This window comes from Legionella jordanis (genome assembly GCF_900637635.1).
Lineage (GTDB): Bacteria > Pseudomonadota > Gammaproteobacteria > Legionellales > Legionellaceae > Tatlockia > Tatlockia jordanis.
In genome coordinates, this window is record NZ_LR134383.1 from 20,175 (window position 1) to 46,782 (window position 26,608).

Genomic DNA, 26,608 nt, shown 5'->3' on the forward strand with positions numbered 1-26,608 from the left:
TCAGGGGCATCTTGTTTTTTTTAGGGGTTATCGCATAAGGTTGACATATCTTCTCTTTAGGTTAAGGAAGCGTCAGATGGCTAGCATCCAAGTTGAAAGACTCATCAGGGGAACTTTAATCCGCGAGGGCGCAGGGGTAAAGTTGCAGCGTTATATCGGCACGACCCGAAGCAATGAGTTCGACCCTATTTTGCTGCTTGATTTTTTTGACAGTCAGGATCCAATGGATTATGCAGCCGGTTTCCCTCAGCATCCCCACCGCGGCTTTGAAACGGTAACTTATGTTCTCAAAGGACAAATTGAGCATCAAGACAACCATGGTCACCATGGAATCATCGGTCCTGGGGATGTACAGTGGATGACTGCTGGTCGAGGCATCATTCATTCCGAGATGCCAAAAGTTCAAGCAGAAGGCTTAACGGGTTTGCAGCTTTGGTTAAATCTACCCGCTGCAAGCAAATTAACAGCTGCCCGTTATCAGGAGTTTTCTTCAAAGCAATTGCCCGTTGAAAGACAGGATTCAGCGGTAACCATTAAGGTAATTGCCGGAAAAACCAGTAAGGGAACTGCTTCCCCTATTCAGGGAATGGCCACCGAGCCTCTTTTTTTTGATATCCACATGAAGGCCAATGCAAGTTTGGAAGAGCACATCCCATCTACGCATCGCGCCCTTCTTTTTGTTTTATCAGGAGAAATTTCATTAAATAAACAAAGCATCCCAGAGGGTACCTTGGCTGCTTTAGGTGTCGGGAGACATCTAATCCTTCACAGCCACAAGGATTCGCATTATCTGCTCATAGCCGCAAAACAATTAAAAGAACCTATTGCATGGCTTGGCCCCTTTGTTATGAATACCCAGGAGGAAGTGTTGCAAGCTCTTGATGATTTTAAACAAAATCGTTTTTAATCATAGGTCAGGATTGTCTTTGCGGACTAAATTTTAATCACAAGTGAGTAAATATTATGCAATATGCTATTTGCTGAACATGTCAAATGGTGTATAATCGCTGATCACTCTTTCTTCAGTGTAACTGGACTACCAGTTGCCCCGGGTACAGCGTTAATCAGGGGCAAAAGCTAACTTAAAATGAGACTGTGATGGCCTTCACTTTAATAATTTCAGCAATATTGGTTTTGAGCTTAATTTGTGTGTTTTCGATGGCCTATAACCTATTTAAGCAACCCGCTGTATCACTAAAACCACTGGATTATTTAAAACTTTCCTTCTCCGGTATTGTGGCCTTCATTGCCGACACGCTTGGGGTGGGCAGCTTTGCCGTAAATGTTGCCTTGGCTAAATTGTTAGACACTTTTCCCGATGATGAATTACCGGCGGTTAACAATGGTGCGCAAGTCATCCCGGGAATGATTGAGTCGTTCTTTTTTATGCGTCTTGTGGATGTGGATTTGACTACGCTATTGACGCTCGTCTTTGGAACCTGCATTGGTGGCTTAATTGGCGGCAATGTGGTCAGCCGTTTAAGCAAGCAGGCCATTCGTCTGTCCATGGTTTGTTGTTTTATCCCCATTATTATTCTTTTAATTTGTCATCAACTGCATTGGATGCCAATTGGCGGTGATCTGGTGGAGTTACACTCCTGGAAGCTGCTTATTGGTTTTTTGGCCATGGTGGTTTGCGGAGCTTTAACCTCAGTGGGTATTGGCTTATTTGTAATGGTTCAAGCGGTGTTGTTTTTATTAAATGTTTCACCGGTTGTCGCTTTCCCTATTATGACCACAGCTGGTGCTATGCAGCAGCCGTTGACCACTTTGGTTTTTGTCCAACAAAATAAAATTCCACTTAAAAAAACTTTTATTTTAAGTCTTGCTGGCTGCATTGGTGTTTTTATTACTTTACCCATTTTCACCAAGCTCACGGTAACCTGGTTGCACTCCCTGCTATTGGCCATCCTGTTGTATAATTTGTATGCCATTAGCCGTACTTATCTTCGCCACAGGCCGCAAAAGGGCTATGGCAATCAGAGCATTCCTCTTATACCAGCTGAATAATCTTTTTTCAGTTGTACCTCAAAGGTGATAAAATAAATTATCTCTAGAATAGCTATGTAATGAGTTTCCCTGATGCCCTCAGGGCTAAACTCCCTTGAATATGCAGTATCAATAAAAATGCACTACTGTTGTTAAATAAATCTAATGAGTCGCAAAAGGTCAGTTGATGGAAGAGCCAAAAAGTAAATCACAGAAAAAACGTGAAGCGGAAACTTTAAAAAAAATCGGCATACAATTAATCTCTTTAAGTCCGGCGAAGCTCAAAGAATTACCTTTGCCCCCTCCCTTGCTTCAAGCCATTCTCGATGCCAAACACATTAAGAGTCATGGTGCTATAAGGCGGCAGGCGCAACTTATTGGCAAATTAATGCGTGCTGCAGATAGTGAAGCAATTGTTGAAGCCTTTGCCGGACTAATGGCTGAAGACGAAGCCAAAACTGCTGTTTTCCATGATTTGGAACATTGGCGAGAGCGGCTCATCCATGGAGGTAATGATGCTCTTACCGAATTTATTGATCAGTATCAGCCTCAAGACATTCAGCAATTACGCCATCTGGTTAAAAAAGCCATTGATGAGAAAAACAATAACAAGCAACTGGGTGCGTCAAAAGCATTGTTTCGCTTCTTGAGGGCCTGCATATGAAATATTCATTATTCGTCAGCTGCCCTAAAGGCCTTGAATATCTATTACAAGAGGAAGTCAAAGCTTTGGGTTTGCATGTGACCCGGGTGAGTCCTCAAGGGGTTTATGGCGAAGCAGAAGATGTTGCAATCATCTACCAACTTTGCTTGTGGTCTCGTCTGGCCAACCGGGTCCAGCTCATTTTGTTCAGCGGGCAAGCGCACAATGAGCAGAGCCTTTATCAATTGTCTAACCAGTTTCCCTGGCAGACGGTTTTTACCGCGGATAAATCTTTAGCCATAGAATTCCATGGCTCTTCGACTCATATCCGTAACTCCATGTTTGGAGCTCAGGTGGTTAAAGATGGTATTGTTGATCACTTTCGTCGTTTTAAAGGCTCGCGCCCTTCAATAGATCGCGAAAAACCGCAGATAAAACTTCATGCCCATTTGAAAAATGATGTGGTCACCGTTAGTTTTGATTTAACAGGTTACAGCCTTCATCAACGCGGTTATCGCACACAGGCGGGTGAAGCACCCATTAAGGAGAACATTGCAGCGGCCATGCTGATACGGGCAAGATGGCCGGAGTTGGCTGCCAAGGGTTTTAGTTTGCATGATCCGTTTTGCGGTTCGGGTACAATCGTTATCGAAGCGGCCATGATGGCCAGCCATATTGCTCCGGGGCTTTTACGCCAGGATCAATCCCTAATTCATTGGGCGCAACATCAATCGTCCTTATGGGAAAAAATAAGGGCTTTGGCCTTGCAACAAGTCAAACCGCTACGAGTTAAATTAAAAGGAACGGACAGCAACGCCAAGTCGATAAAGATTGCCCATGCCAATGCTGAACGCGCAGGTGTTTTGCCTTTGGTAGAGTTTGCAGTCATGCCTGTTGCTGAGAGTCGGCCCAATTACGAAAAAGGTTTGGTTGTTTCTAATCCTCCTTATGGCGAACGCCTCGGAAAAGCCACACAGTTAATTCCTTTGTATCAACAATTGGGAGAAACACTTCATCAGCATTTTCAGGGTTGGCAGGCTGCCATTTTAACCTCAAACCCAATATTGGCTAAAGCCTTGGGCTTGCGTGCCGGTAAGCAATACAGCTTATTTAATGGGCCTTTGGAATGTAAGTTATATTGCGTGAACTTGAGTGTTGAAAATCGCTTTAAAGGAAAAGGGGGGGAGTTATCGTCCGGAGCGCAAATGCTGGCGAATCGCTTACGCAAAAACCATCAGCATTTGCAAAAGTGGGCCAAGCGCAACCACATTCAGTGCTATCGTGTTTATGACGCTGATCTCCCTGAATACGCCTATGCCATCGACATCTATAATGACCATGCCGTGCTTCAGGAGTACGCTGCTCCCGCAAGCATTCCCGAGCATACTGCTGAAAAACGAAGTTTGGAGTTAATTCAGGTTGTACCGCAAGCCTTGGATATTTCTCCAGATAAGCTGGTTGTAAAGCAGCGTAAGCCGCAAAAGGGCACGAAGCAATATGAAAAATTGGATCAAACCAAGCACAGTATGATAGTGATGGAGGGTAGGGCTAAATTTAAGGTCAACCTTTATGATTATCTGGATACGGGCTTATTTTTAGATCACCGCCCGATAAGGATGCGTTTTGAGCAATTGCCAACTGGAACTCGGTTTTTAAATTGTTTTTGCTATACGGCCAGCGCCAGTGTCCACGCCGCTTTGGCTGGGGCATTAACCACAAATGTGGATTTATCAAAAACTTATTTAAAATGGGCGGAAGATAATTTCAAACTGAATCATCTGGATTTATCCAAACATCAATTCGTGCATTATGACTGTTTGCAATGGCTCAAGATTAGCCGGGATCGCTTTGATGTCATCTTTTTAGATCCACCGAGCTTTTCAAATTCAAAAAGAATGAGTCAAACGCTGGATGTCCAACGCGATCAAGAGTCACTCATTGATGCAGCCATGCGTTTGCTAAATCCAAATGGGGTGTTGTACTTTTCCAGCAATCTTCGCCAGTTTAAACTGTCATCGGCCCTTAGTGCAAAATACAACGTTCAAGACATCAGTGCTGAGACCATTGATGTCGATTTCAAACGAAGTAAACGCATTCATCAGTGTTTTAAGATTACTAAAACTTCTTAATGTTTTGGCGTTGAGAACCCGCGCTATCGTTTTCTTGTGAATCGATAGCGCGAGACTCAGGCAGAACCATGTCACATTATGTCATCGTTTGAACGTGGAGGAGGTGAAGTGATTGTCGAATTTTGAACGATTGGCGATATGGGTTCCCCATGAATTTTCCTCTTCAAGTTCTCCATTCGCCCGGCTTTAAAGAATAGTTCGGCTGTTAAATACAAGGGGGCAATCAACGCTTGCCAGAAATTATCCGCTAAAGCTGGTCGCCTCCCCTCCATGAAATGCCCTATGAATTGAAAAACCCAACCGACGATAAAGCAGACAGCAAAAGTCCACAATGCCCCACGAGTAGGACCTGCCCAACTGATCAAATCGGCTATCCATAAGAACAAAATAAAAATGGGTATTAATACTAGACCTAAACGCCAATTGAGCAGGATGTAATAGATGAGTATCAGAACGGTTGCAATGTCAGAAAATTTTGCGTCCATTACACCAGGAATAATGAGATGAAAAAAACCAAAAAAAACCATCAAAGAGAAAATAATAAGGGGGATGCCAATCATATGGCTATAGAATGTAACGGGTTTTTGATGGTACTCCGAATAAAATTGCGCCTGTTCAATAAATGATTTCATGATGATCATCCTGATAGTGATTAAGAGTGAGCCAGTCAAAAATTTATAATTAACAATTAGTTTAGGCTCAGAATCAAAAGTTTGAAAGTATTTGGCAATAAATTGTAAGATTGATCCTTTTTGGCTAATTTGTTATCATTTTGGTCCCGCATCCAACCTGCGTCGTTATGAAATACTTCAAGATTTTGCTTGCCTTATGCTTATTCCATTGCGGTGTCATTCAAGCCGAGAACATAAGCCTTCACGATAAAATCGGTCAACTGCTGATTATTGGATTTGAAGGTAAAGAAATTAACCATGAATCCCCTGTCGTCCAGGCCATTGAGCGCTCTAATATTGGTGGCGTAATTTTATTTGATTACAATTACCGCACCCAAACCTTCGATAAAAACATCGCCAATCCCGAACAGGTAAAAAAACTGAATAAAGACTTGCAAAATTCAACACGGGCTGCGAACCAAAAACATAAACGCCCCCACCTCCCTTTAATTATTTCAGTTGACTATGAGGGCGGATCCGTTAATCGCCTTAGCTCCGATTATGGTTTTCCTAGAATTCCTGCCGCTGCAGATGTAGGCCAATTAACAGCCGAAGCCGCGAATGACGTTGCGGCGACAATGTCTGCAACACTGCAAGAAGCCCATTTTAATTTGGATTTTGCTCCTGATGTTGACGTGAATGTGAATCCGGACAATCCCATTATTGGTTTATTAGGCCGAAGCTTTTCGGCAAACCCAATCCTTGTGGGACTTTATGGAGGCATTTATTCGCAAAATTTCTTACAAAACTCCATTCAATGCGCGTACAAACACTTTCCAGGACACGGCAGCTCAAATAGCGACTCGCACTTGGGTTTTGTGGACGTCACTGACAGTTGGCAGGATTATGAGCTTGACCCTTATCGTTTATTGCTTAACAGTGAACAAGCTTGTGGCATGTTAATGACAGCCCACATTGTCAACCGTAATTTGGATGCATCGGGTTTGCCAGCCACTTTATCGCATAGGGTCCTTACTGATATCCTTAGGGGTGACCTGCAATTTAAAGGGGTCATCATTACAGATGATATGCAAATGAAGGCCATCAGTGAACATTATGGTTTGGAATCTGCAGTGACTTTGGCTTTAAACGCAGGGGCTGACATGCTTTTATTTGGCAATCAGCTCAGTGATACACCACAAGATCCGGAAGAAATTATTGAGCTCATTGCAGCAAAAGTGAAATCAGGGGAGATTGCTGAAAGCCGCATTAATGATGCTTATGAACATGTTTTGACATTTAAAAAATCCATGGTTCAATGATGGTTATTTAAGTTCTGAGTGTTAGCAATCAGCTCTAGGGAAGAAGCATGAGACAGAAATTGGAAGTTGAGGTATCGAGCTGTCCCAAAGGAATTGTCGCTAAAGGACATCAGCAATTAAGCCATTTGAATTTTGCAACATTTGGCCCAAAAAATACGGATAAGAAGCTTGCGGACAAGAAATCAGAACTGCTTTCTACTGTTAATCACAAGTTGTCTCATTTAACAAAATCCCGTCCAAGACCCAGCCATAGGCCTCCTTCACGACCTAAATGCAAAGAGGGCCTTGGGCTGTGCTCTTTTTTTCAAGTTAAAACCATGGCAGAGCATTCAGGTGGGGACTTTGAAAAAATTTTGAAGCGAGCTGTTTTAGATGCCAGGCATAAATATCATGGCCACTATCAAACAAGACAAAATCCCCGGCAAGAAAATGGTTGGTTTACCTGGTGGCGCCACGGGGTGGAAGGCCAGAATAAAGCGAAAAAGCTATATATGGATATTGAAAGCAAAACGTCATCGGCCATTATTGCAGCATTGCATGAATTTTTTTCCTATCCAACAACTCAATACAACCATCATTCCTTTTCATCTTATTTGTTGGATGAGTTGCACTTTATTCTTAATCATCAAGATCAAGGCCTTCATTCAGTCCCAGGTCACTATTCCCTTGATTCCTGGGTGTTATGTCGGGAGCAATTGCTACTTATTTTAAATCAGCAAGGAAAGGATAATTCCAAGACTTGCACTTAAATCTGTAAAACACTGGCGAGCAGTTGTTGTGTATAGGCTTTTTTTGGATGTTTTAATATTTGTTCACAGCTACCCGATTCAACGACTCTACCCTGGTTCATTACCAGCACATGGTCGGCAATGTAGGATACAACCGCCATGTTATGGGTGATAAATAAGTAGGAAAGCCCAGTTTCTTGCTGCAACTCTTTTAAAAGATTTAAGATTTGCGCTTGCACTGACACGTCCAAAGCACTGGTTGGCTCATCACAAATAAGCAGTTCAGGTTCAATGGCCAATGCCCTTGCAATACATATTCTTTGCCGCTGCCCACCCGAAAATTGATGAGGATAGCGCTGAAGGCTTGTACGAGGCAGATTGACTTGATCAAGTAAAAGTTCTTGTTTTTTTTGAACCAATGCTGAAGGTAAGTGTTGGGCATGCATACCCTCCGCCAGGATTTCAGCAATCGTCATGCGAGGATTCATTGAAGAAAACGGATCTTGAAAAATAATTTGCACCTGCTTACGGTAATCTCTTAAAGCCTTGTTTTTTAATGTCCCCACTAGCTTGCCGCGATACAACACTTCGCCACGGGTAATCGGCAGCAGGCGCAAAATAGCACGGCTTGCTGTTGTCTTGCCGCAACCTGATTCGCCCACCAAGGCCAAAGTCTTGCCTTTTGCCAAATCAAAAGTTAAGCCATCAACTGCCTTAATTACATCAGTTTCTTGCTTGAAGGGCCAAGTGCCGCTACGAAAATGTACACATAAATTCTTAACCGACAACAAAATTTCAGCATCCTCTTCGGAGGATTGCCAATCTTGTTTTTCTACAGACAAAGGAGGGGGGCTATCCAGTGTTGGATAAAGATGGCAGCGCACTGTTGTCGTTGAAATTTCCTGCAACTGAGGTTCGATGTTTGGACAGATTGAAAATGCATGAGCACAGCGAGGATGGAAACGACAACCTTTAGGCCAATTGCCTAGAGCTGGTACAGCACCAGGAATGGACTCGAGCCGCTGATGGCGTTTATTAAAGCTCGGTAGTGAGGCTAATAGTTGTTGCGAATAAGGGTGCCTGACTTGCTTAAAAAAATCGGCCACAGAGGCTTGCTCGACAACTTGTCCTGCATAGAGAACACAAACTCTATCAGCCATCGCTTTTACCACTGACAGATCATGCGTGATTAATAAAATACTCATGTGGTATTGTTGCTGCAGTTTTTTTAATAAGGTCAAAATTTGTGCTTGAATGGTGACATCAAGAGCTGTAGTCGGCTCATCTGCAATTAAAATTTCTGGTTTACTGGCAATGGCCATGGCAATGACGATGCGTTGTTTTTGTCCGCCTGACAACTGGTGTGGATATTGACGTAGGCGCAAATGCGGCATGGGGATTTCAACTTCCTTGAGCAAGGACAAAATCTGCTCTTTAATAAATCGACGTTCTACTCCCTGTCTTTTTAGCACCTCCGCCAATTGCTGGCCAATGGTGAGAACTGGATTTAGGGCGGTCATGGGTTCCTGGAAAACCATAGCCAGTTTTTTTCCACGTAAATTTCGCATCCAATATTCAGGGAGTGCAAGCACATCATTGCCTTGAACCATTACCCTGCTGTTTTTTCCATAAACGCCATGTAGGGGAAGCAGTCTCATTAAAGCCAGGGAGGTGATGGATTTACCACAGCCAGATTCCCCTAAAAGAGCCAGAGTTTCTCCCTGTTGCAAACTAAAATTGACGGCATCGACGGCAATTTGTGTTTTTTCTTTGCTTTGAAAGGCGACGGTTAAATCATTGATGTTTACAAGCTCACTCATGAATAAAGCTAAACTGAGGAAAACCTCACTCTAGCAAGATGACAAGCCTTGAGCAACTAAGCAGCTGTTTAATAATCAATTTCAAAAAACCTGGGATCATAGACATAGCAATTCCAAAGAAATCTCTGTCCATGTAATTCGATATTAATACGCAACACATCAAGATGAGCGAGAATTGGTAGAGGATTAAGATGACAAACCCGATACGTTCCCATGACATACACAAAATGAAAACCATTGGCATTACGGTGATAGCTGTCAGGAAACAGGTAAGCATCACCCTGCGCTTCTAAAACAACGGGTTTTGTGGTCAATAGTATTCTTGCAGAGCTGACGGGGCTTAAAAAACAGAGAACAAGACAAAGTATGCAGCCCATCATGTTTTTCATGGCTTCTCCTTATGCAAGGACGGCTAATATGAGTATAGCTTTTGCCAGGCAGCAGGCTTTGAAAATGTTTTCTATACTCATAACAGGAAAGGTTGGTATTAATTTAGCCTGAAATACAAGAAATAAGGGACATTGCATTATGAAAGAAAGGCATTATGCATATAAAGTAACTAGTGAAGCTTCAGGTTTGGTTTGCACCCAAGCAGAATTTGAAGAAGCAAGGATGCTCGATCTGTTGATTGAAATTCAGAATAACCATCGCGAGGGCTTGTATTGGATCTTAAAGCAAAGAGATTCACAGGAGAAGGAGCCTCTTTGCATTATAGATTGCTATCATAACCGCATTTATTACCATTATTCGGGTGAAGTAGAAGACATTGCGTCTACCATTCAAAAACTAACTAAATAATGGCCTCAAATTTTTTTCAGTAAGTCTTTATAGAGGCTACTTTGCGCCTCAAGCTCTGGTAAAGAGTCCTTTGGCACTCTTAATTCTGCAAAAAGCTTTGCAAGCTTCATCAAAAATGCAGTAGAAAGACCGGCACCCATTACAAAAGGCAAAATACCGAGAGAATAGTAGAGATACTCATTGTTTGTGCTGGTCTCTGTTGCTCGCAAGATAGGGTAGCCAATGCCTAAATAGAGAATAGTAAGCAGCGAGCCTCCGGCACAGCACATGCTTTTAAAGAATATTTTATTTTCCGCCAAAGCGCTTGCCTGGGCATTCACTCTATCGTGCCGGTTCGATTTTGCTACTTGGATGTCTTTGTCTACCATTTCTTTTTTTTGTTCGAGCTCCTGTTTAAAATACAGTGATTTGATCTCGGGACTGAGCAATAAATTGGGCTGGCGATTCAATGTTTTGGGCTCAGAGTTGACAAGGGCTTTAACGCAAAGTTCTTTCAGGGAAGGAATTGCATGTTCCATTTCATTCTCTTTTAAGTGGTGATGCCGCCAGCTTAGCACACGAGAGATTAATACAAGCTTAACTGAGCCACAGTGAGGATTACTATGCTTAATCGCATTCACCATATCGCCATCATTTGCTCTGATTATGTCAAATCGAAGCAGTTTTATACCGAAATCTTGGGTTTACAAGTCATTCGTGAACAATATCGCGCCGACAAGCATTCCTGGAAACTGGATCTTGCCTTAAATGGACAATACATTATCGAGCTTTTTTCATTTCAAAACCCGCCAAAGCGTTTATCTTGGCCAGAGGCTTGCGGACTTAGGCATCTTGCATTTGAGGTGGATAATTTGACAGAAGTTCTGAATGGTTTGAAAGATAAGCACATCGAAGCAGAACCCATTCGATTTGATGAAGCAACTAACAAAACATTTAGCTTTATATTTGATCCGGATCAATTACCCATCGAGTTGTACGAATACTAATATCGAACGCTGCAAATCCGGCTCATGCAAATCTTTGTCCAGGGAGCGTGCTTGCTTCTTGGCTGAGTTGAATTTATCTTGATTAAGATGTTCATTCATTCCAACTTTAGACAAGGATGGTGCCATGAGATATGCGGTTACTTATTGTGTTGAAGACGGGAAGGTTGGCAGTAATCCCTTTTGGCATAGTTGCCTTTTGTTATCGCAATGGACAGAGGGACAAAAAATGGAGGTGGTCGAGCAATGGGGGTTCTATGGTGTTTCAACTAATTCAAGCTCCTCAGCCATAAGCAGATTAAAGAAAAAACTGGGGTTGAATCTGGATTTTCAAGGCAATCACGGCATGTTAATGCGGGAAGATATCCGATTTTTAGATTTGGGTTATGGCCTGCATGGGGTCACTTTTGAATTGACTGAGGTTCAGTTTGTTCTGCTTAGAAATAATTGTGAAAAAATGGCTGAAGAGCAAAAAAAGGCAATAGAGGAAGCCATGCATCCTGTTCAATTACCAGAACAAAAGAAGTATAGGGTCTACCCCTTTGAAACTTTTTCGCGAGAAATTTTTGGGATTGAAAAGGCCAAAGCCAAACTATCCGGGCAAGAACCTAGATTAAAGCCTTTTGAATTGAAATGTTCATGGGGCCTTTTTGGGCCTGATTTTAATCAGTCTTTCACATGCAAGACGCAGGCAATTTCTCTATTAAAAACCGTTCTTTCTGAATCCCAGATTAAACGCCTAACGGTAGGCGACAGTCATAAAGCCATTCCGAGATTAAGTGGCCCCATGGAAGAAATTCTACTGCACAGCCGCGGGCCTTTGCGCTTGCATCATAAAAAATCAGGAGAGCAAGTGCACTATCGAGATGCAAGGGATAAAGAGGTGAAGCTTTTCTGGAGCATACCCCCGCAAGAGATGGAATGCCTTTCAGCGAGCACGGATGACTTGTTAAAAATACCCAAGGAATATTATGCAGAAGTTAAATCTTTGGTGAGCAAGCTGCAACAATTGGAATGGTTATTTATCAATGCGAAATTACCTGCAAAATATGAAAGCTATAGGACAGGGTTGATTAAAGAAATTCGTCAATGTTATGACTGTTTTGCAGAAATTAAACCCAAGCAAGCCAAAGAGCGGATAAGCGGCTGGCAAGGGTATTTTTTCTCCTTATTGTCATTGCCAAGAGACAAAGACGAGGACATTTTGCAAAACAAAATAAGACAAGGAAAAATGCTGTTAAACAGTATATATATGGCCATCGTTGACAACTGGTCGATTGACGATGAGCTCCCGCCGGAAACAATAGTAGAAAACAGCAATCATTCTGATGGGGAGGTAGAGGGTTGCAATCCTCTTGCAGCTTTATCGGCTTATTTAATGCTCAAGGATAAAATTAAAATCTGTAATTGCTTGGGAAGATCCTATCTTGCTAATGGGGAAGAGCAAGAAAAATCGGCGGCAGCAGGATTAAACGAAGTTCTCTGCTAGAGTGCCTTGCAGGAGTTTTGGTGAAGTCAATACAGAAATTCCTCACTTGACTAAAAATAAATAGACTTCTACTCTAATCATTGGATAACGATCAAATCCAATCAATAAATTAATAATATGGAGAAAAGTATCATGAAAGGAATCTTAAATTTGGTTGCTGCAGGTCTTTTGGTTGTAAGTGCCGGAGCTTTTGCTTCCAGCAGCGATAACAATACAAGCAATACCAATGCAACCTCAATGGATTCAAACTGGATTTGCACCACCAATGCTAGCAGCAGTTCAGTTGCAGCTGATCAGCAAGCCGATCAAGACATGAAAAATCAAGCTAAATCTGCTTCTGATGCCTTCAATTTTGCTGCTCAACATTGCCGTGACTGCACCAAAATTACTTGTGAAGTAAACAAATAATTCCTTGAGATCCCATGCTTCCTGCATGGGATCATGAATCACCTCTAAGATATAAAAAGATTAAGAAAAGTGCCGCAAGAGTCATTAGAAATAGAACGATGACTCCTAATGCATTCGACAAAGCCCCATTTCTATATTCGCCCATAATTCTTTTGTTGTTGGCAATGAGTAAAATTAACAGAATCAAGAATGGTGATGTTAAGCCATAAAGAAGGTTAGTGTAGAAAAGAATTTGAATCGCATTCAGTCCAATCAGATTAATTCCAAAGCCCATTACTAAAGATAAGATGATTACTGAATAAAAACTCTTCGCTTGATAGAAGGGCTTTTTAAGTCCACCCTCCCAATTGAATGCAGAGGATAAAACATAAGATATACAACCGGTAAAAACGGGGATAGCCAAAAAGCCGGTACCAATGATTCCCAAAGCAAAGACCAGATAGCTCAGTTGCCCGGCAAGGGGTTCAAGCGCTTTTGCTGCCTGTTCAACCGTAGCAATATTATGAATGTGTTGTGGGAACAGGATGGTTCCTGTAGTTAGGATAATAAAATACATGATTAAATTGGCACCGAACATGCCAATACCCACGTCAACATTCATCCGCTCTAGATGACGGTGGCTAACAAACAATGTTGGCCGATTTTTGTGCTTTTCTGCCTGCATGGTTGCTTGCCAAAAGAAAAGATAGGGAGAGATGTTGGCTCCAAGAATTGCCAGCAAAATAGCGAAATACTGTTTATTAAATTGCATATACGGAATAAAACTGTGCTTAAAAATGCTAAGCCAGTCCTGTTTATTAAGAAAGGGGATGATGAGGTAGAGAAAAAGTGACAGGCAGAGGTATTTTAATATTTTGACTATTTTTTCATAGGATAAAAAAATCATAGTCATCATGAGTATGCCCGTAAAGAGCAGGGAAAACCAATAAGCATGAATAGCTGGGACCAACAGGTTCGCTACCGCCCCCATGGCCGCAATATCAGCCGCAATATTTAAGAGGATGGCCGGGAGGCTCAGCGCCATCACAAAATACAACATGACTTTGGAGTAGTGTTTTTTAATGTTGCTTGCCAGCCCCTCTCCGGTCACAATCCCCACGCGTGCACACATTTCCTGTATGGCAATTGTGAGAGGAAAGGCATATAGGGCAGTCCACAAGGGAAGCAAGCCAAATTGGGCGCCAGCTTGAGAGTAAGTAGCAATTCCTGATGGATCATCATCACTAGCACCGGTGATAAGACCAGGGCCGAGTTGTGAAAAAAAGCGTTTTATCCTGGATATGAATGCCATGAAATCCCTTTCCCAGACTGAGTTATGAACTATAAGTTAATAAATTGACAATCACCTATAAAAAATTTAAATTGAGCTGTTAGATAAATAATTGAAAAATAAGCATAACCAACTTAAGTGAATTACTGCAATACAGGTTTATAACTAAATAAATGGCCAACCAAGTTAAATGCATCTCAAAAGAGAAAAAATATGAAGGTTATCTTCAGATTTATCAATATGATTTAACCGTTCCTAGCTTTGATCATGAAAAAGAGCACTTCTGTATAAAAGGACGCGAAGTGGTTCATAACGCAGATTCCGTTTTGGTGCTCATTTATGTTCCCGATATGGATAGTTTTCTTTTTTGTCAGGAATTCCGCCTTGGGGTTTTTTTCAATGAGGCACAGCATGACCCTTTCATTTTGGAGTTCGTTTCGGGCACGATTGATAAACATAGCAATCCTGAAAAGACTGCCATTAAGGAAGTTCATGAAGAAACAGGTCTTAAGATCGATGCTTTGGAACAGATTGCCCTCGTCTACAAAAGTCCAGGTATTTCTACTGAAAAATGCTACCTCTTTTATTCTGAGTTCAAGGGGCAACCTCTAACAGGTCTGCATGGTTTGGATGGTGAAGAAGAAATTATGACCACATGCATCTCAAGAAGTCGGGTCTACCAGTTAATGGATGAGATGAAAATAGTTGATGCTACAACCCTTCTCGCTTTAAATTGGTTTCGCTGTAATAAAGAACCAGTTAATCTGAATAAGTCTTAGTGCCATAAGCTATGTTACAATAAGGCATTAAATTAGCTCCGGATTCTCTATGCTCGTACGGCAAACTCTGTTTTTTCTTGCCCTTGCTCACATCTTCATTGTTGCGATTTCAAACACCCTGGTTCAACATCCTGTGACTCTTATGCATTGGCATACAACCTGGGGAGCTTTTAGCTATCCATTAATATTTATTTTAACGGATTTAACCACAAGGCTTCTGGGTCAAAATATGGCAAGGAAGGTCATCTTTTTAAGCATGTTTCCGGCATTAGTCATTTCCTATGTCATTTCAAATTATTACAGTCAAAATGCACTGTTTCCTCTGGATTCCTTATCTTTGCGAATTGCTTTGGCTAGTTTTTGTGCCTATGTTGTAGGGCAGGTACTCGATATCAGTATTTTTCAAACATTAAGACGACAACAAAATTGGTGGTTAGCCCCCTCTGTCGCCAATCTTTTTGGGAATATTTTTGATACTTATTGTTTTTTCTTTATCGCTTTTTTCGAGTGCAGCAATGCTTTTCTGGCAAGCCATTGGTTGGAAATTGCAACGGTCGACTTGCTGTTTAAGCTGGTTATTAGCTTTCTTTCCTTTATTCCTTTATATGGAATTATCCTTAACCTGCTGTTACGAAGCCGAGTTTCGCGCGCAGCCTATGCCGAAACAGCACTCTGACGCAAACCATTCCTGCAATTAGTGGAGATTATCTTTTTTGCGGCAGCAGCAGCTGAACAAATTATAGAGCAACGCCAGAAGAAGACCAAAAATAAAGGCATCAATGAAGCCATAAAGTCCGCCAATCAAGCTGCCTTTAATGGTAGCCGCATAGCCTGGATAAAGGTTAGCCATGGCTGCAACAAAAGGACGGCCATAGGAATAATAAGTGGCTATCAACCCCATAATTAGAGTAGAAAGGCCCCATAGGATACCAAAGCTTAATCCTAATGATATTGGGCTTAATTTAGATTTGTACATGGTAAAGTCCTTTTACATGGTCGCCTTATTGTTATTATAGTTCAGCCCAGATGATTAAAGAGGCCTAACAGAGACAGACAGGACTGTGCCGTCTTCCATTTTATCCCCTAATAAGCCTTTACTTTTGCTGCACAAGGATAATGGGGATATGGCTCACTCAATTAGCTTAAGTCCAGTCAGTTGCCAATAATATTAACGAGGAAAGAGCATCTAAGTGGTTGTTTCATATACACCCTTTTTTTATAATCCAACTTCCATTGATTGAGGAAGGGACAAATATGAAAAGAGTTCTGGCGGTTTTATTAGGCGGTTTATTCGTGCTAGGTGCCCAGGCGAAAGCAACTTTTTGCGGTTATCGGGACTACTTTCACCTAGATGATCAATCCCATCCAGGTATTTTTATTGTAAGTGCCAACCACACTCCTGACATTCGCTTGCAGGTTATAGGTCCAAGAAGTTTTGAAATCAGGGATACTGAGCAGTGCCGTGAAGGTTATGCGCATGTCACTGTCGCTTACGATCTTGCTCATTGGTGTGTTCTAGATATCAAGGATGGTCCCTACATGATGCATCCTTCCGTAAGCGCCTCTTGCAACAAAATGCTTTACAAGGGCACCAGTTACGATGGATTTAATAGCTATTCCTACAGCATTAAACTGGATTAGGAATTTAGCCCTTGGTCATTTCTGTAACACATAGGAGCCAGGAGCATTGGGCAAAGAAGCGTCCAGTGTCCTTGCTCGAACTTTGTTTTTTGAAGAGTTATTGACCAGCCATTTGTGCCAGGCTATCCACCAGGAACCTTTTTTTTGCTGGGCCGATTCAAGCCATTGATCAGCATCGATAAAGGTTTCATCTTTTTTCCTTTCGCGGATGCGGTAGGCACGGCCCTTATGACCAGGTTCACTGACTATACCAGCATTATGTCCGCCAGCAGTTAAAACAAAAGTTATATTATTGTTCATCATCAAGTGAATTTTATAGACTGAACGCCAGGGAGCAACATGGTCTTTTTCTGTACTGACACAAAAAGTGGGCAGATGAATGTTTTCTATCACGATGGGCTTGCCTTCGATGGCAAAACGGCCCGCAGCAAAGTCATTATTTAAAAACAGTTGTTCTAAATATTCACTGTGCATTTTATAAGGCATACGGGTGGCATCGGAGTTCCAGGCCAGTAAGTCAATCATGCCGCGTTGTGCTCCACTCATGTAATCGTGAATCATTTTAGACCAGATTAGATCGTATGAGCGAAGCATTTGGAAAGAACCGGCCATTTGTTTGGTGTCCAAATAGCCCTTTTCCCACATCATGTTTTTTAAAAATGCGACTTCACTTTCAGTAATAAACAACATTAATTCGCCTGCTTCACTAAAATCCCCCTGAGCCGCTAAGAGTGTAATGGTCTTAAGACGATCGTCGTTATCCCTGGCCATGGCTGCTGATGAAATTAAAGCCAATGTACCACCGAGGCAATAACCCATTAAATGTATTTTGGTTTTGGGTATGATTTTTGATACAGCATCAATGGCTGCCATGGCTCCTTTACGGTGGTAGTCGTCAAGCCCCAAATCTCTATCTTTGTTTTTGGGGTTTCGCCAGGAAATGATAAAAACAGTATGCCCTTTGGAAACAAGCCATCTGACTAATGAATTATGAGGGGACAAATCCAGTATGTAGTATTTCATGATCCAGGCTGGAAAAATTAAAATGGGTTCTTTATAAACTGATGTGGTTTGAGGTTCATATTGCAGCAATTCAATTAAATGATTGCGATAAACGACTTTACCGGGGGTAATGGCTACGTGCTTTCCAGGTATAAAATTCTCAACTCCTTCCGGTGGAATGCCAAAAATCCGTTCCAGCCTGTCTTGTATGCCAAGTTTTGTCCCGTGAAATAAATTCAAACCATAGGTATTGATGGTTTGGCGGAATAGATCCGGATTGGTCAGCACAAAATTGGAAGGCGATAGGGCGTCAATGATCTGGCGAGCACAAAATGACACAGTTCTTTCTACATGAGCAGGTACTCCAGGAATATCGGTGGTTGCTCGGCGCCACCAATCTTCAAATTGGAGAAAATTCTCTGCATAAATTTCCCATGGCCAGGTTTGCCAACTGTTTGTGTGAAATCGAACGTCTCTACCTTCTCCAGGTCGTTCATGACAAAGAATTTTATTGGTACAATCTTGAGAATGAAACAATGGATAAAGCGCTAATTCAAGCATGCGCCCTGGGCAGAGAGACAATTGTGAAAGCCAGGAAAATGTTGCGGTGGCCAAGGCGGCAGGACTAATCCCTGCAGTAAAACGAGCGATTGTAGCTTGATAGGATTTATCCAGTAATTCAAAAAACTCATCCAATTCTTCGGAAGTAATTGGCGTATTTAGTCCCTTAAACCCCCTTGGCGAACGACAGGCCCAAGCTGGGACATAATGGTTGCTTCCACAATTGGGCTTATCTTCCTGCTTTCGGCCATAGCTGCTATCCATGTGCATTTTCCTTAGATATTTATACCATAGTACAAAAGTACTTATTATTAAATTGTATTGGTTCAATCCCAATGAGATAACGTTTGCTTGAGGCAGTATATTGCTTTTATTATGGACGTATGGCTCTATAATTGTTCATATGCAGGTTCTGAAAGAGAGCAGGCGATTAATGTACCAATACGAAAGAGTTTCCAGAGGGTTTTGGAATGAGGTAGAAGCCGATTCGGCCCAACAAATAAAAAAGCTGCCTGAAATTATTTCTTTTAGTCAACCAGAAGAAGAACAGACACACAACATTGTGATAGCCGAAATTAAAGATTCATTGAGCGAGAATTTATTCAATGTATTTAGTTCTTATTCCGAAATGGTGAGTCTCAGCGGCTTTAACTACGGCAAAGTCTGCGAGTTGAAAGTAAAGCCGAAGACGCATGTAAATGCAGGCTCTCTTGCATTAAATTTATATCATGTTTCCGTCCCTGAATTAAAAAGTGAACTTTTAGTGTTGGTCGATCAAGAAAGCCAGGATGTAGTGGCATATGCCCGTTTTGCTTATAACAAACAATCTCCTCATTTGGAGGCGGCCTATAAGGACCTGTCTTTTATTGTTATCGATGCCATTGAGTCTAAGAAGCGAGGAGCCTATTCTTTGGGAACAGTGCTTGTCCAGGCTATTGTTGAATACAGTTTGACTTCAGAGTGAGAGGGGCGGGTTGCGCTGTTCTCTGCAAATAAATCTGGAGAATTTTATTTCAAGTTAGGATTTACGCCGTTAAAAGAAGATATTTTTGAAAGATTATATTTTCACGGGGAAAAAATTATTGACGGCGAAGTCATGTTTTTAACAGAGGCTGCCATGGAAGCTTGGAAGGAACGAGCCCAGGACAACCCTCTCTTACTCCAAAATCTTGGTTCAAATAGCCTCAAAAAAACTAATTGACCGCTCCTATTAGCGGCGAATGTGCAGTTTGCAGCACTTTGTATGCTAGGGAATTTAAGATGAAATCAAATGTCTTTAAATCCAAGTTCAACCAATAGGCAAGGTCCACCATAAATGACATTAATTCCTTGCGCCAAACACTGTTTCACTGCCAATTGGCTTTCGGCCCCAGGTTGCATCCAAATATTTTTAATGCCTTTTTGAATGGCTTCATTGACAATCTGTTCTGTAATTTTAGGAGGGGTGATGATGGAGATGCTGTTAACTTCTTCAGGTAAGTCGGCAATGGATTTAACGGCAGTTAAGCTTTCAATCATGGACTCGTGAGGGTTAACCGGATAAACCGTTTTGTGATGCTGAAGATAACAGCGTAATACTTTATTGCCAAACTTATGCCGGTTGCTGGAAGCCCCGACTACGGCATAGGCTTTAGAAGAAAAAAACTCAGTTATTAAAGAAGTAAGACTCATCTTGATCCTTTTTAGAATGATAAATTTTACTTTAGCACATCCCCTTGAAACAATTGCAATACAGTCTATGAACGTTCATCATGAACAAGGCTTTCCTTGGGTTAAAATGCTAAGAGAAGCCTTCGCAGCATGTGTTGATTGTCTGAGGTAAATGCATTGAATTTACGACCCTTGCTGGCCATGACGACGATTGGCCAAACTTTATAAAGGCAGAATTATAATGAGAATACCCTTCTTAAAAATTGGTTTTTTATTGTCGGCTTGCTGTTTTATGAAATTTTGTTTTGCAAATGATTCTTCCGCTGAGTTGGCCGCCGGTGGATTAAGGTTTGTGAAAAACCCGGACATTGAATTGCGGTCTGAAGATTTGTATATCTCGGCCAAGAAAATCTCAGTCCGCTATGTATTCTTTAATAATGCTAACAAAGACCAGGATCTCTTAATTGCCTTTCCTTTGCCTGATATAGAAAGTTATCGTTATGATAAACCGTTTTCAATTTTTCCGGTGGACAACCCGGCAAATCCCTTTAATTTTCATAGCAGGGTTAATGGTCAAGAAATCAGCATGGATGTGGAGCAAAAAGCCATCGCCAATGGATTAGATCAGACGGCTTTATTAAATAGCTATCACATTCCTCTTTCGCCGGCTTACAGCAAAACCTCCAGTTATTTAAGCCGAATTCCCAAAAAGGACTGGCCGAAACTTGAGAAGCTCGGCCTCATTTGGATAGATGAATACGATGCTGGTAAAGGCATGATGAAAGTACCGCAGCCTGCCTGGACACTAAAAGCCACCTATAGTTGGCACCAGCGTTTTCCTGCAAAGCAGGAAATGGTAATAGAGCATGAGTACCAACCAGTCGTTGGGTTTTCAGCCGGAACCAGCATTGCTGCACCTTATGCCGCTCAGCAAAGTTGGTATCAAACTTTCCTAAAAAAATACTGCATTGATGAACATTTGCAAAAAACTGTAGCTCAGCATGTGGAAGATGGCATGCCCGGTTACAGTGAAAACCGCATCGCCTATATCTTAAAAACGGGAGCGAATTGGGCCAAACCTATTGGACAATTCCATCTGGTGATTGACAAAGGCGACAGCAATAATCTGCTCAGTTTTTGTGGTCAAAATGTACGAAGGAGCAGTCCCACCACGTTTGAGATAAATAAAACGAACTTTCTTCCCACAGAAGACTTAAACATCTTAATCCTTGAGCCGAATAAGAAAGACCATTAACCATTCACTATGGAATTCAGTAGTTCGTCTTTTATTGGATTTCAAGTTATTATGAAGGCACGTTTCCTGCTTCTTGCAATTTATTTTTAACTTCAAAGGCAAAAAGAAGCATGTTAATTCAGAGAATTAATGCCTGCGACTTTCAATTAAGAGGTGGCTCATGAAAAAACACTTGGTTAAGGTATTCGTGATGATGGTTTTATTGCCGCAATTTGTTCTGGCAAATCAACAGAGCTGGAACAGCTGGGTGGCTGAGGTTAGAAAAGAAGCTCTTGAGCAGGGGATTTCGCCAACAGTTTTTGATGCTGCATTTGCCGATATTCACGAACCCAGTCGACAGGTTAAAGGCCTGGCACGTTCGCAGCCAGAGCATCGGTTGACATTTAACAAATACTTGCATTCTCGCGCTGATAACTACCGCATCGTGATGGGGCGGAAAAATTACGCCAAGAATAAAGAGATTCTTGAGGATGTTGGACAGCATTTTGGGGTTGACCCTTGTTTTATTGTTTCTTTTTGGGGTATGGAAAGCAGCTATGGCACCTACATGGGTAATTTCCCAGTCATAAAATCATTAGCAACTTTGGCTTATGATTCCAACCGCCGCGATTTTTTCCGCAAGCAATTATTCCTGGGCTTACGCATTCTAAATGAAGGTCATGTCCCTTTGGAGCGCTTTAAAGGGGAGTGGGCGGGTGCTTCAGGGCAACCGCAGTTCTTACCCTCAAGCTGGGTAGAATATGCCGTAGATTATGATGGTGATGGCCGAAAAGACATATGGGGGTCAAAAACGGACGTATTTGCTTCCATAGCGAACTACATGAAAAAGAATGGCTGGCAAGCCAACCAACCCTGGGCAATTGAGGTAAAGTTACCGCCCAAGTTTGATATGAATCTACAGGGTAAGTCCATTACGAAACCAGTCAGTGAATGGAATGCTTTGGGTGTTCGGACTGTAAACGGAGATAGCCTCCCTTATCCTGAGTTGACTGCCAGTATTGTCCAACCTAATGGTGGCCCGGTATTTTTGGCTTTCCCTAACTATAAGATGATTTTGCGTTACAATAACTCTATATACTATGCAGGTGCGATTGGTTATATGGCCGACAGAATCTGTAATCGGGTTAAATAAATGATAGTGGGCGGCCAGGAACCTAGCATGTAAGGAGAAACCATGGAACCTTACCTTGATAAAGTAAACAGTTTGACTCCAGCCGCCAAACGCATCATTTGCCATAAAGCAACCGAATATCCTTTTACCGGCGAATACAATGAAGTGGCTGAAACCGGGACTTACCTTTGTCGCCGATGTGGATTGGCTCTGTTTCGCGCAAACAATCAATTTCACTCTGGCTGCGGTTGGCCCAGTTTCGATGACAACATTACCCGGGCAGTGGAGCAGCGCCCTGACGCAGATGGGCAGCGGACTGAGATTGTCTGCGGCCGTTGTAAGGCTCACTTGGGCCATGTGTTCGTAGGGGAACATTTCACTCACAATAATCTGCGTCATTGCGTGAATTCTGCTTCAATTGATTTTGTTCCGGATGTCGCTGTGATGGATAGCGAAGAAGCCATTGTCGCCGGCGGGTGCTTTTGGGGCATTGATTATTTCTTGCGACAACTTCCTGGTGTTTTGAAGGTTGAAGTGGGGTATTCCGGGGGGCTCGTGGCTGAACCCAGTTATGAACAAGTTTGCCAAGGCAACACCGGTCATTATGAAGTAGCAAGAGTGGTTTTTGATAAAACTAAAATTGATTATCGCAGCGTCCTTAAGCGATTTTTTGAAATCCATGATCCGACTCAGCGCACCGGACAGGGGCCAGATATAGGACATCAGTATAAAAGCGCTGTGTTTTATTATGATGATGAACAACATCAGGAAGCCGAAGACCTTATTCGAATCCTGCGCGCCCGTGGCTACAATGTTGTCACGCGTTTGTTAGAAGTACAGCCCTTTTGGCCTGCTGAAGGCTACCATCAAAGTTATTATGAAAAGCACAAGAAAGCCCCTTACTGTCATCGGCCAGAAGCAAGATTTGGCTAATTAATCAAGAACTTTCCCAAAATTTACCCTGCAGGCTCAGCTAAAGCCCATTTTATGGGCAGTCTTTCATTTTTTTTTGCAAATTTAAAGGCAAAATAGAGTTAATTTTCTGTAAATTTTGTTATACGTCTGTCTTTTTAAGAATCACTTAATGTTGATTGTATATATTAATAACAAGATGATTACATTTATGATCTGCTAAAGACGCAGGAAGCGAAAAAGGGGAAGGAAGCCACCCCTTTAACAGGTCATGAGGCAGGCGCATTATGACTATCAAAAGAGAGCAACTTGAAGTACAAGCAAAAGCTTTAAGGACTCGACTCGAGCAGTTTGAAAAGAGATACGAAGAAGAAATTGAAAATGGCTTAAGGAAAAACGTGGTCAACTTTGACCGTTTGGAGAAGATGCGCGAAAGACTAAATCAGCTTGAACTAGCACTTGCCAAATTGCCAGAACAGGCCCCCGAAATTCATTTTAGGGCGGAATATCAACTGGATGAAATGGGTCAAATAATCGAAACAGAAAGCGAAAAACTATTTACTCAATTTATTGCCGTCAGAACGGGTCTTGCACAGCTAAATCAAAGATTAAGCGAATTTATGCGGACTAGCGAAAAACATGTGATTACTTACAAAGAAAAATACAATCAGCAAGTCAGGGCAATATCACAAGCCATTCCTTCGCGTCTTGATGAATTTTATTTGCAAGATGATTTCCTGCAAAAACACTCAGAGGAATTTCCTGCTGTCCTCATAAAATTTCAGGATCTGTTGAAAGATATAGAAGACGTATTAGCCCATGCTCAAGGGGATGAAGAGTACAAAACGGCTACTGTAGTTTTGGAAGGCTTTGCAAGTAAATTAAAAAGCAACGACGTATTAAACCGGTTTAATGTTGTTGTGGATGCCAGAGCCAACTATGAAGAAGCGCTAAATGCTCGTGAAAGGGCAATCCAGGAAGCCAAAAATAAACTTGAAATTGCTAAAGTTCTTAATCGGGATCCAACGGTAAAAGCATTGGTGAGTGACTTAAATGCACAACTTTTAGCCATGCCAAAAGGTTATCTGAAGGGAAGAAAACCCGATTCTATTTTCTCCAGGAAGGAAAAATATAATTTGTTTCAGGAGCTGCAACTGGCAAGCAAACAGTGCCAGGATGACACAGAAGCATTAAGACAATTACAAGAACGATTAGATAGCAGGTTTGAGCAAGCCAAATTTACCGAAGAGGCGGAAATACGAGCCAGCAGAGAAGAAATTAAAAAACAAATTGCCCTCTACAAACGGAGATCTGCATTTATCCAAGAGCAGTTGGATGGTTTTACCAGCACAAAACTTTTGGAAATTGAATCCCGTTATGCCGAGGTTATTTCGGAAGAGCAGGAAGGAGAAGTTTTACTGTCTCAACAGCAAAAATTAGTAGCCTTGACAAAAATAAATGCCGATTTGGAAAAATTTGCAGCTAAGGAGTTAAAAGTTCTGCAAGCCAAATGTCGTGAAATGCTTGATCAAGAGCACGTTGTTGAAAAACGTATTTTGCAGGACAAAGATACTGTTTCTGCCTTAGCTCATCTTGTGCAAGAACAACAATTTGTTATACCGGCTGATTTAAATGGTATTTATGCTGGTTTTGAAGCGCTTGCTATTCCTCAAACGGTCACAAGAACAATTGAGGAGAGGATTAAGTTTAATGAAGACCGATTGCAGGCTGTTGAGAAATTGGAAGCCAAACTGGAGCAAGCTGAAGCCATCGTAAGACAAAAAATTGAAGGCCTGGTAGCCACCTGTGTAGAACGCGCCAATCAACTGATGACTGGTTTGGAATCATTTAACGAGATTGATGCCGATAAAATAACCGAATTGGAAAGGGCGCACTATGCAGACTTATCTGGCCAGGCCATTTTGCAAAGGGGAGCTTTTAATGCCCAGGCTGATCTTCAAACACTTAATCAGGAATGCACGAAGGTAAAAAATGAATTGCAAGATTTTCAAGCCCAGGCGGCAGAGGTTCAGGACATTATCACCTTGCATAAGCTTGCCAGGGAAATCATTACGGTTGAAGACAATCACAGGAATTTAAATTTAGAATTGTTACAAGATAAATTAAACCGCATGGGAAGTAATAAAGGCAAGCAATTATTAAACGTCCTCTCCCTCTATGCTTCATCTCAATCAATCATCAAGTTTCTTAATCATCAGGATAATCTTGCAGCCTTCAATTTAAAAGCATTGGTCGCCTTGAAAGATTTTGCTGTCGGAAGCGACGCGCCCCTGGAATTTCTGCAAAAAATAAATTTCCTCACCGCCATGCATACGCTCGGCATCAATGAGCCACATCGCTATCTGGATAAGCCAAATGTCATCAATGCTGTTCTTGGAACACTCAACAACGAAGTGTTTCGCGAGTTCATCAGTCAAGAAAACCTGGATCGTCCTTATTTTATGGATGCCATTGTTGAATTGGATAAAAACGGGATTGCCTTAACCGGACAAATGCTGGATGGATTAGCTAAAAACGTCAAACAATGCGAAGTAGTTTATCTTTTGTGTAAAAATAATTCAGAAATGGAAAGCCTGAGAAAGGGTGCGCTGAATTCACAAGAGTTAAATTTCTTGCTTGAAGGTATTAAAGACTATGATAATCAGCTAATTGATGGATTGGCCAACCTGTGGCATGCAGAACATGAAACATTGGTGCGCAGCAAAGGTATGGAAGGGGAGCGTAAGGAATTAAGAGTGGCTTCCCATTGGTTTCTATTGTACTGCAGGGAAAATGAAGCTTTGGCAAAGATGATTGGCCAAGTTACTCCAGCTAATGCTAATGCCGTTAATTCTTTCTTAAGGCAAATGTATTTTCCAGAGACATTGCAAAACCAATTGGCCTGTGAATACCTTAAGGATCAGAAGGCGCTTGCTGAGGCTCAAAGACTTGGCGATGATGCGCAAATCAAGCTCGCTGAGAGGAAATTGGCTTTAACAACGGGAGTACTAGCAGACAGCTTCAGCCGCCATGAACATCATAAAAAAATTGAGACATTGGAAAAAGCCTCAGAGAGACATGATTTTGCCCAGCTTGCCAAAATCATGGATAAATTCAATTCTTTTGATGTCTCATTGTTTAAGGATGACATAGAGAAACAAGGTTTTTATAAATTCCGTCGAGGAACATTTGAAGTTTTGCTTGGGAACCAGAGAATAGAGGAAAAGCAAGACAAGCTCAGCAACCTTGCACGCGAAATATTTCCTCCTGAAAGCGGTTATGAGCGTGCTTTTAACTTAATTATTGATGTAATCAATTCAGCGTTTGAAAAAACGTTTGGACTTTCAATCAGCAGTCAATTTAGCTTCTTCAAGCCCTATGAATCACAAAAAGCAACGAGAATTCAATCTGCCTTAAAAACGTCCACCACGGATGAAGGCGAGCAAGCAGATAATGCGATTGGTACAGCAATGAAAGGTTCCTGATGGGGAATAAAGGCTTACTAGG

26 protein-coding genes are annotated in these 26,608 nt (G+C 41.8%); 18 read left to right on the forward strand and 8 right to left on the reverse strand.

Annotated features, from left to right (window positions below):
* The first annotated feature begins 76 nt into the window (after window positions 1–76).
* The 4 genes from EL203_RS00080 (at window position 77) to rlmKL (ending at window position 4,761) form a co-directional block, all read left to right on the forward strand.
* Window positions 77–907 carry a pirin family protein gene (locus EL203_RS00080; RefSeq protein WP_058471577.1) on the forward strand — a complete coding sequence of 277 codons (831 nt, stop codon included), beginning with the start codon at window positions 77–79 and terminating at the stop codon, window positions 905–907.
* A 251-nt stretch (window positions 908–1,158) separates the two neighbouring features.
* The gene (locus EL203_RS00085; RefSeq protein ID WP_375232622.1) at window positions 1,159–2,010 is read left to right on the forward strand and encodes a sulfite exporter TauE/SafE family protein; all 852 of its coding nucleotides are present in this window, start codon (window positions 1,159–1,161) and stop codon (window positions 2,008–2,010) included.
* 166 nt (window positions 2,011–2,176) lie between these two features.
* Entirely contained in the window at window positions 2,177–2,653 is a 477-nt protein-coding gene (yjgA, locus tag EL203_RS00090) for a ribosome biogenesis factor YjgA (protein ID WP_058471575.1), read from the forward strand.
* Window positions 2,650–4,761 carry a bifunctional 23S rRNA (guanine(2069)-N(7))-methyltransferase RlmK/23S rRNA (guanine(2445)-N(2))-methyltransferase RlmL gene (rlmKL, locus tag EL203_RS00095; RefSeq protein WP_058471574.1) on the forward strand — a complete coding sequence of 704 codons (2,112 nt, stop codon included), beginning with the start codon at window positions 2,650–2,652 and terminating at the stop codon, window positions 4,759–4,761. Before yjgA ends, rlmKL begins: the two co-directional genes overlap by 4 nt.
* Window positions 4,762–4,832: 71 nt before the next feature.
* Here rlmKL and EL203_RS00100 read toward each other — a convergent pair whose 3' ends face one another.
* Window positions 4,833–5,393: an Mpo1 family 2-hydroxy fatty acid dioxygenase gene (locus tag EL203_RS00100; protein WP_064108358.1), complete on the reverse strand. Its 561-nt coding sequence runs from the start codon at window positions 5,391–5,393 to the stop codon at window positions 4,833–4,835.
* A gap of 167 nt (window positions 5,394–5,560) precedes the next feature.
* Here EL203_RS00100 and EL203_RS00105 point away from each other — a divergent pair, with 167 nt between their 5' ends.
* Window positions 5,561–6,694 carry a glycoside hydrolase family 3 protein gene (locus EL203_RS00105; RefSeq protein ID WP_058471573.1) on the forward strand — a complete coding sequence of 378 codons (1,134 nt, stop codon included), beginning with the start codon at window positions 5,561–5,563 and terminating at the stop codon, window positions 6,692–6,694.
* Between the two features lie 47 nt (window positions 6,695–6,741).
* A complete protein-coding gene (locus EL203_RS00110) occupies window positions 6,742–7,443 on the forward strand; it encodes a hypothetical protein (protein ID WP_058471572.1) in 702 nt (233 codons plus the stop codon).
* Here EL203_RS00110 and EL203_RS00115 read toward each other — a convergent pair.
* Both EL203_RS00115 and EL203_RS00120 read right to left on the reverse strand, forming a co-directional pair.
* Entirely contained in the window at window positions 7,440–9,242 is a 1,803-nt protein-coding gene (locus EL203_RS00115) for an ABC transporter ATP-binding protein (protein ID WP_058471571.1), read from the reverse strand. The genes EL203_RS00110 and EL203_RS00115 overlap by 4 nt on opposite strands.
* 68 nt (window positions 9,243–9,310) lie before the next feature.
* Entirely contained in the window at window positions 9,311–9,631 is a 321-nt protein-coding gene (locus EL203_RS00120; protein WP_058471570.1) for a hypothetical protein, read from the reverse strand.
* 139 nt (window positions 9,632–9,770) lie between these two features.
* Here EL203_RS00120 and EL203_RS00125 point away from each other — a divergent pair, with 139 nt between their 5' ends.
* Window positions 9,771–10,040 (forward strand): hypothetical protein, encoded by a 270-nt coding sequence (locus EL203_RS00125; RefSeq protein WP_058471569.1) that lies wholly within the window; start codon window positions 9,771–9,773, stop codon window positions 10,038–10,040.
* A gap of 5 nt (window positions 10,041–10,045) precedes the next feature.
* On the opposite strand, the gene EL203_RS00130 is transcribed toward EL203_RS00125, so the two are convergent.
* A complete protein-coding gene (locus EL203_RS00130; RefSeq protein ID WP_122224953.1) occupies window positions 10,046–10,558 on the reverse strand; it encodes a hypothetical protein in 513 nt (170 codons plus the stop codon).
* 84 nt (window positions 10,559–10,642) lie between these two features.
* On the opposite strand from EL203_RS00130, the gene gloA2 reads away from it, so the two are divergent.
* From gloA2 to EL203_RS00145, 3 genes are all read left to right on the forward strand, one after another.
* Window positions 10,643–11,026, forward strand: a complete 384-nt coding sequence (gene gloA2 / locus EL203_RS00135) for an SMU1112c/YaeR family gloxylase I-like metalloprotein (RefSeq protein ID WP_058471567.1) — start codon at window positions 10,643–10,645, stop codon at window positions 11,024–11,026.
* Window positions 11,027–11,150: 124 nt separating this feature from the next.
* Entirely contained in the window at window positions 11,151–12,512 is a 1,362-nt protein-coding gene (locus tag EL203_RS00140) for a hypothetical protein (protein ID WP_058471566.1), read from the forward strand.
* Window positions 12,513–12,644: 132 nt separating this feature from the next.
* Window positions 12,645–12,920 (forward strand): hypothetical protein, encoded by a 276-nt coding sequence (locus tag EL203_RS00145; RefSeq protein WP_058471565.1) that lies wholly within the window; start codon window positions 12,645–12,647, stop codon window positions 12,918–12,920.
* Between the two features lie 31 nt (window positions 12,921–12,951).
* Here EL203_RS00145 and EL203_RS00150 read toward each other — a convergent pair whose 3' ends face one another.
* On the reverse strand, window positions 12,952–14,211 hold the full coding sequence (locus EL203_RS00150) for an Nramp family divalent metal transporter (protein ID WP_058471564.1): 1,260 nt from the start codon (window positions 14,209–14,211) through the stop codon (window positions 12,952–12,954).
* A 152-nt stretch (window positions 14,212–14,363) separates the two neighbouring features.
* Here EL203_RS00150 and EL203_RS00155 point away from each other — a divergent pair, with 152 nt between their 5' ends.
* Window positions 14,364–14,969, forward strand: a complete 606-nt coding sequence (locus EL203_RS00155) for an NUDIX domain-containing protein (protein WP_058471563.1) — start codon at window positions 14,364–14,366, stop codon at window positions 14,967–14,969.
* A 49-nt stretch (window positions 14,970–15,018) separates the two neighbouring features.
* Window positions 15,019–15,645: a 7-cyano-7-deazaguanine/7-aminomethyl-7-deazaguanine transporter gene (locus EL203_RS00160; RefSeq protein WP_058471562.1), complete on the forward strand. Its 627-nt coding sequence runs from the start codon at window positions 15,019–15,021 to the stop codon at window positions 15,643–15,645.
* Window positions 15,646–15,663: 18 nt separating this feature from the next.
* Here the strand turns inward: EL203_RS00160 and EL203_RS00165 are convergent, their stop codons facing one another.
* On the reverse strand, window positions 15,664–15,945 hold the full coding sequence (locus EL203_RS00165; protein WP_058471561.1) for a bacteriophage holin: 282 nt from the start codon (window positions 15,943–15,945) through the stop codon (window positions 15,664–15,666).
* Window positions 15,946–16,223: 278 nt separating this feature from the next.
* On the opposite strand from EL203_RS00165, the gene EL203_RS00170 reads away from it, so the two are divergent.
* On the forward strand, window positions 16,224–16,610 hold the full coding sequence (locus EL203_RS00170; RefSeq protein ID WP_058471560.1) for a hypothetical protein: 387 nt from the start codon (window positions 16,224–16,226) through the stop codon (window positions 16,608–16,610).
* A gap of 15 nt (window positions 16,611–16,625) precedes the next feature.
* On the opposite strand, the gene EL203_RS00175 is transcribed toward EL203_RS00170, so the two are convergent.
* The gene (locus EL203_RS00175; protein WP_126320069.1) at window positions 16,626–18,437 is read right to left on the reverse strand and encodes a PHA/PHB synthase family protein; all 1,812 of its coding nucleotides are present in this window, start codon (window positions 18,435–18,437) and stop codon (window positions 16,626–16,628) included.
* A 169-nt stretch (window positions 18,438–18,606) separates the two neighbouring features.
* On the opposite strand from EL203_RS00175, the gene EL203_RS00180 reads away from it, so the two are divergent.
* Window positions 18,607–19,137, forward strand: a complete 531-nt coding sequence (locus tag EL203_RS00180) for a hypothetical protein (RefSeq protein WP_058471559.1) — start codon at window positions 18,607–18,609, stop codon at window positions 19,135–19,137.
* 302 nt (window positions 19,138–19,439) lie between these two features.
* Here EL203_RS00180 and EL203_RS00185 read toward each other — a convergent pair whose 3' ends face one another.
* Window positions 19,440–19,844: a CoA-binding protein gene (locus EL203_RS00185; RefSeq protein WP_058471558.1), complete on the reverse strand. Its 405-nt coding sequence runs from the start codon at window positions 19,842–19,844 to the stop codon at window positions 19,440–19,442.
* A gap of 220 nt (window positions 19,845–20,064) precedes the next feature.
* Here EL203_RS00185 and EL203_RS00190 point away from each other — a divergent pair, with 220 nt between their 5' ends.
* The 4 genes from EL203_RS00190 to EL203_RS00205 all read left to right on the forward strand — a co-directional run bounded on the left by EL203_RS00190 (window position 20,065) and on the right by EL203_RS00205 (window position 26,586).
* Window positions 20,065–21,078: a DUF4424 family protein gene (locus tag EL203_RS00190; RefSeq protein WP_058471557.1), complete on the forward strand. Its 1,014-nt coding sequence runs from the start codon at window positions 20,065–20,067 to the stop codon at window positions 21,076–21,078.
* A gap of 190 nt (window positions 21,079–21,268) precedes the next feature.
* Window positions 21,269–22,210 (forward strand): lytic murein transglycosylase, encoded by a 942-nt coding sequence (locus EL203_RS00195; protein ID WP_162262761.1) that lies wholly within the window; start codon window positions 21,269–21,271, stop codon window positions 22,208–22,210.
* 42 nt (window positions 22,211–22,252) lie between these two features.
* Window positions 22,253–23,122, forward strand: coding sequence for a bifunctional methionine sulfoxide reductase B/A protein (locus EL203_RS00200; protein ID WP_058471555.1), 870 nt, complete (start codon window positions 22,253–22,255; stop codon window positions 23,120–23,122).
* A gap of 266 nt (window positions 23,123–23,388) precedes the next feature.
* Window positions 23,389–26,586 (forward strand): hypothetical protein, encoded by a 3,198-nt coding sequence (locus tag EL203_RS00205; protein ID WP_058471554.1) that lies wholly within the window; start codon window positions 23,389–23,391, stop codon window positions 26,584–26,586.
* Window positions 26,587–26,608 lie beyond the last annotated feature (22 nt).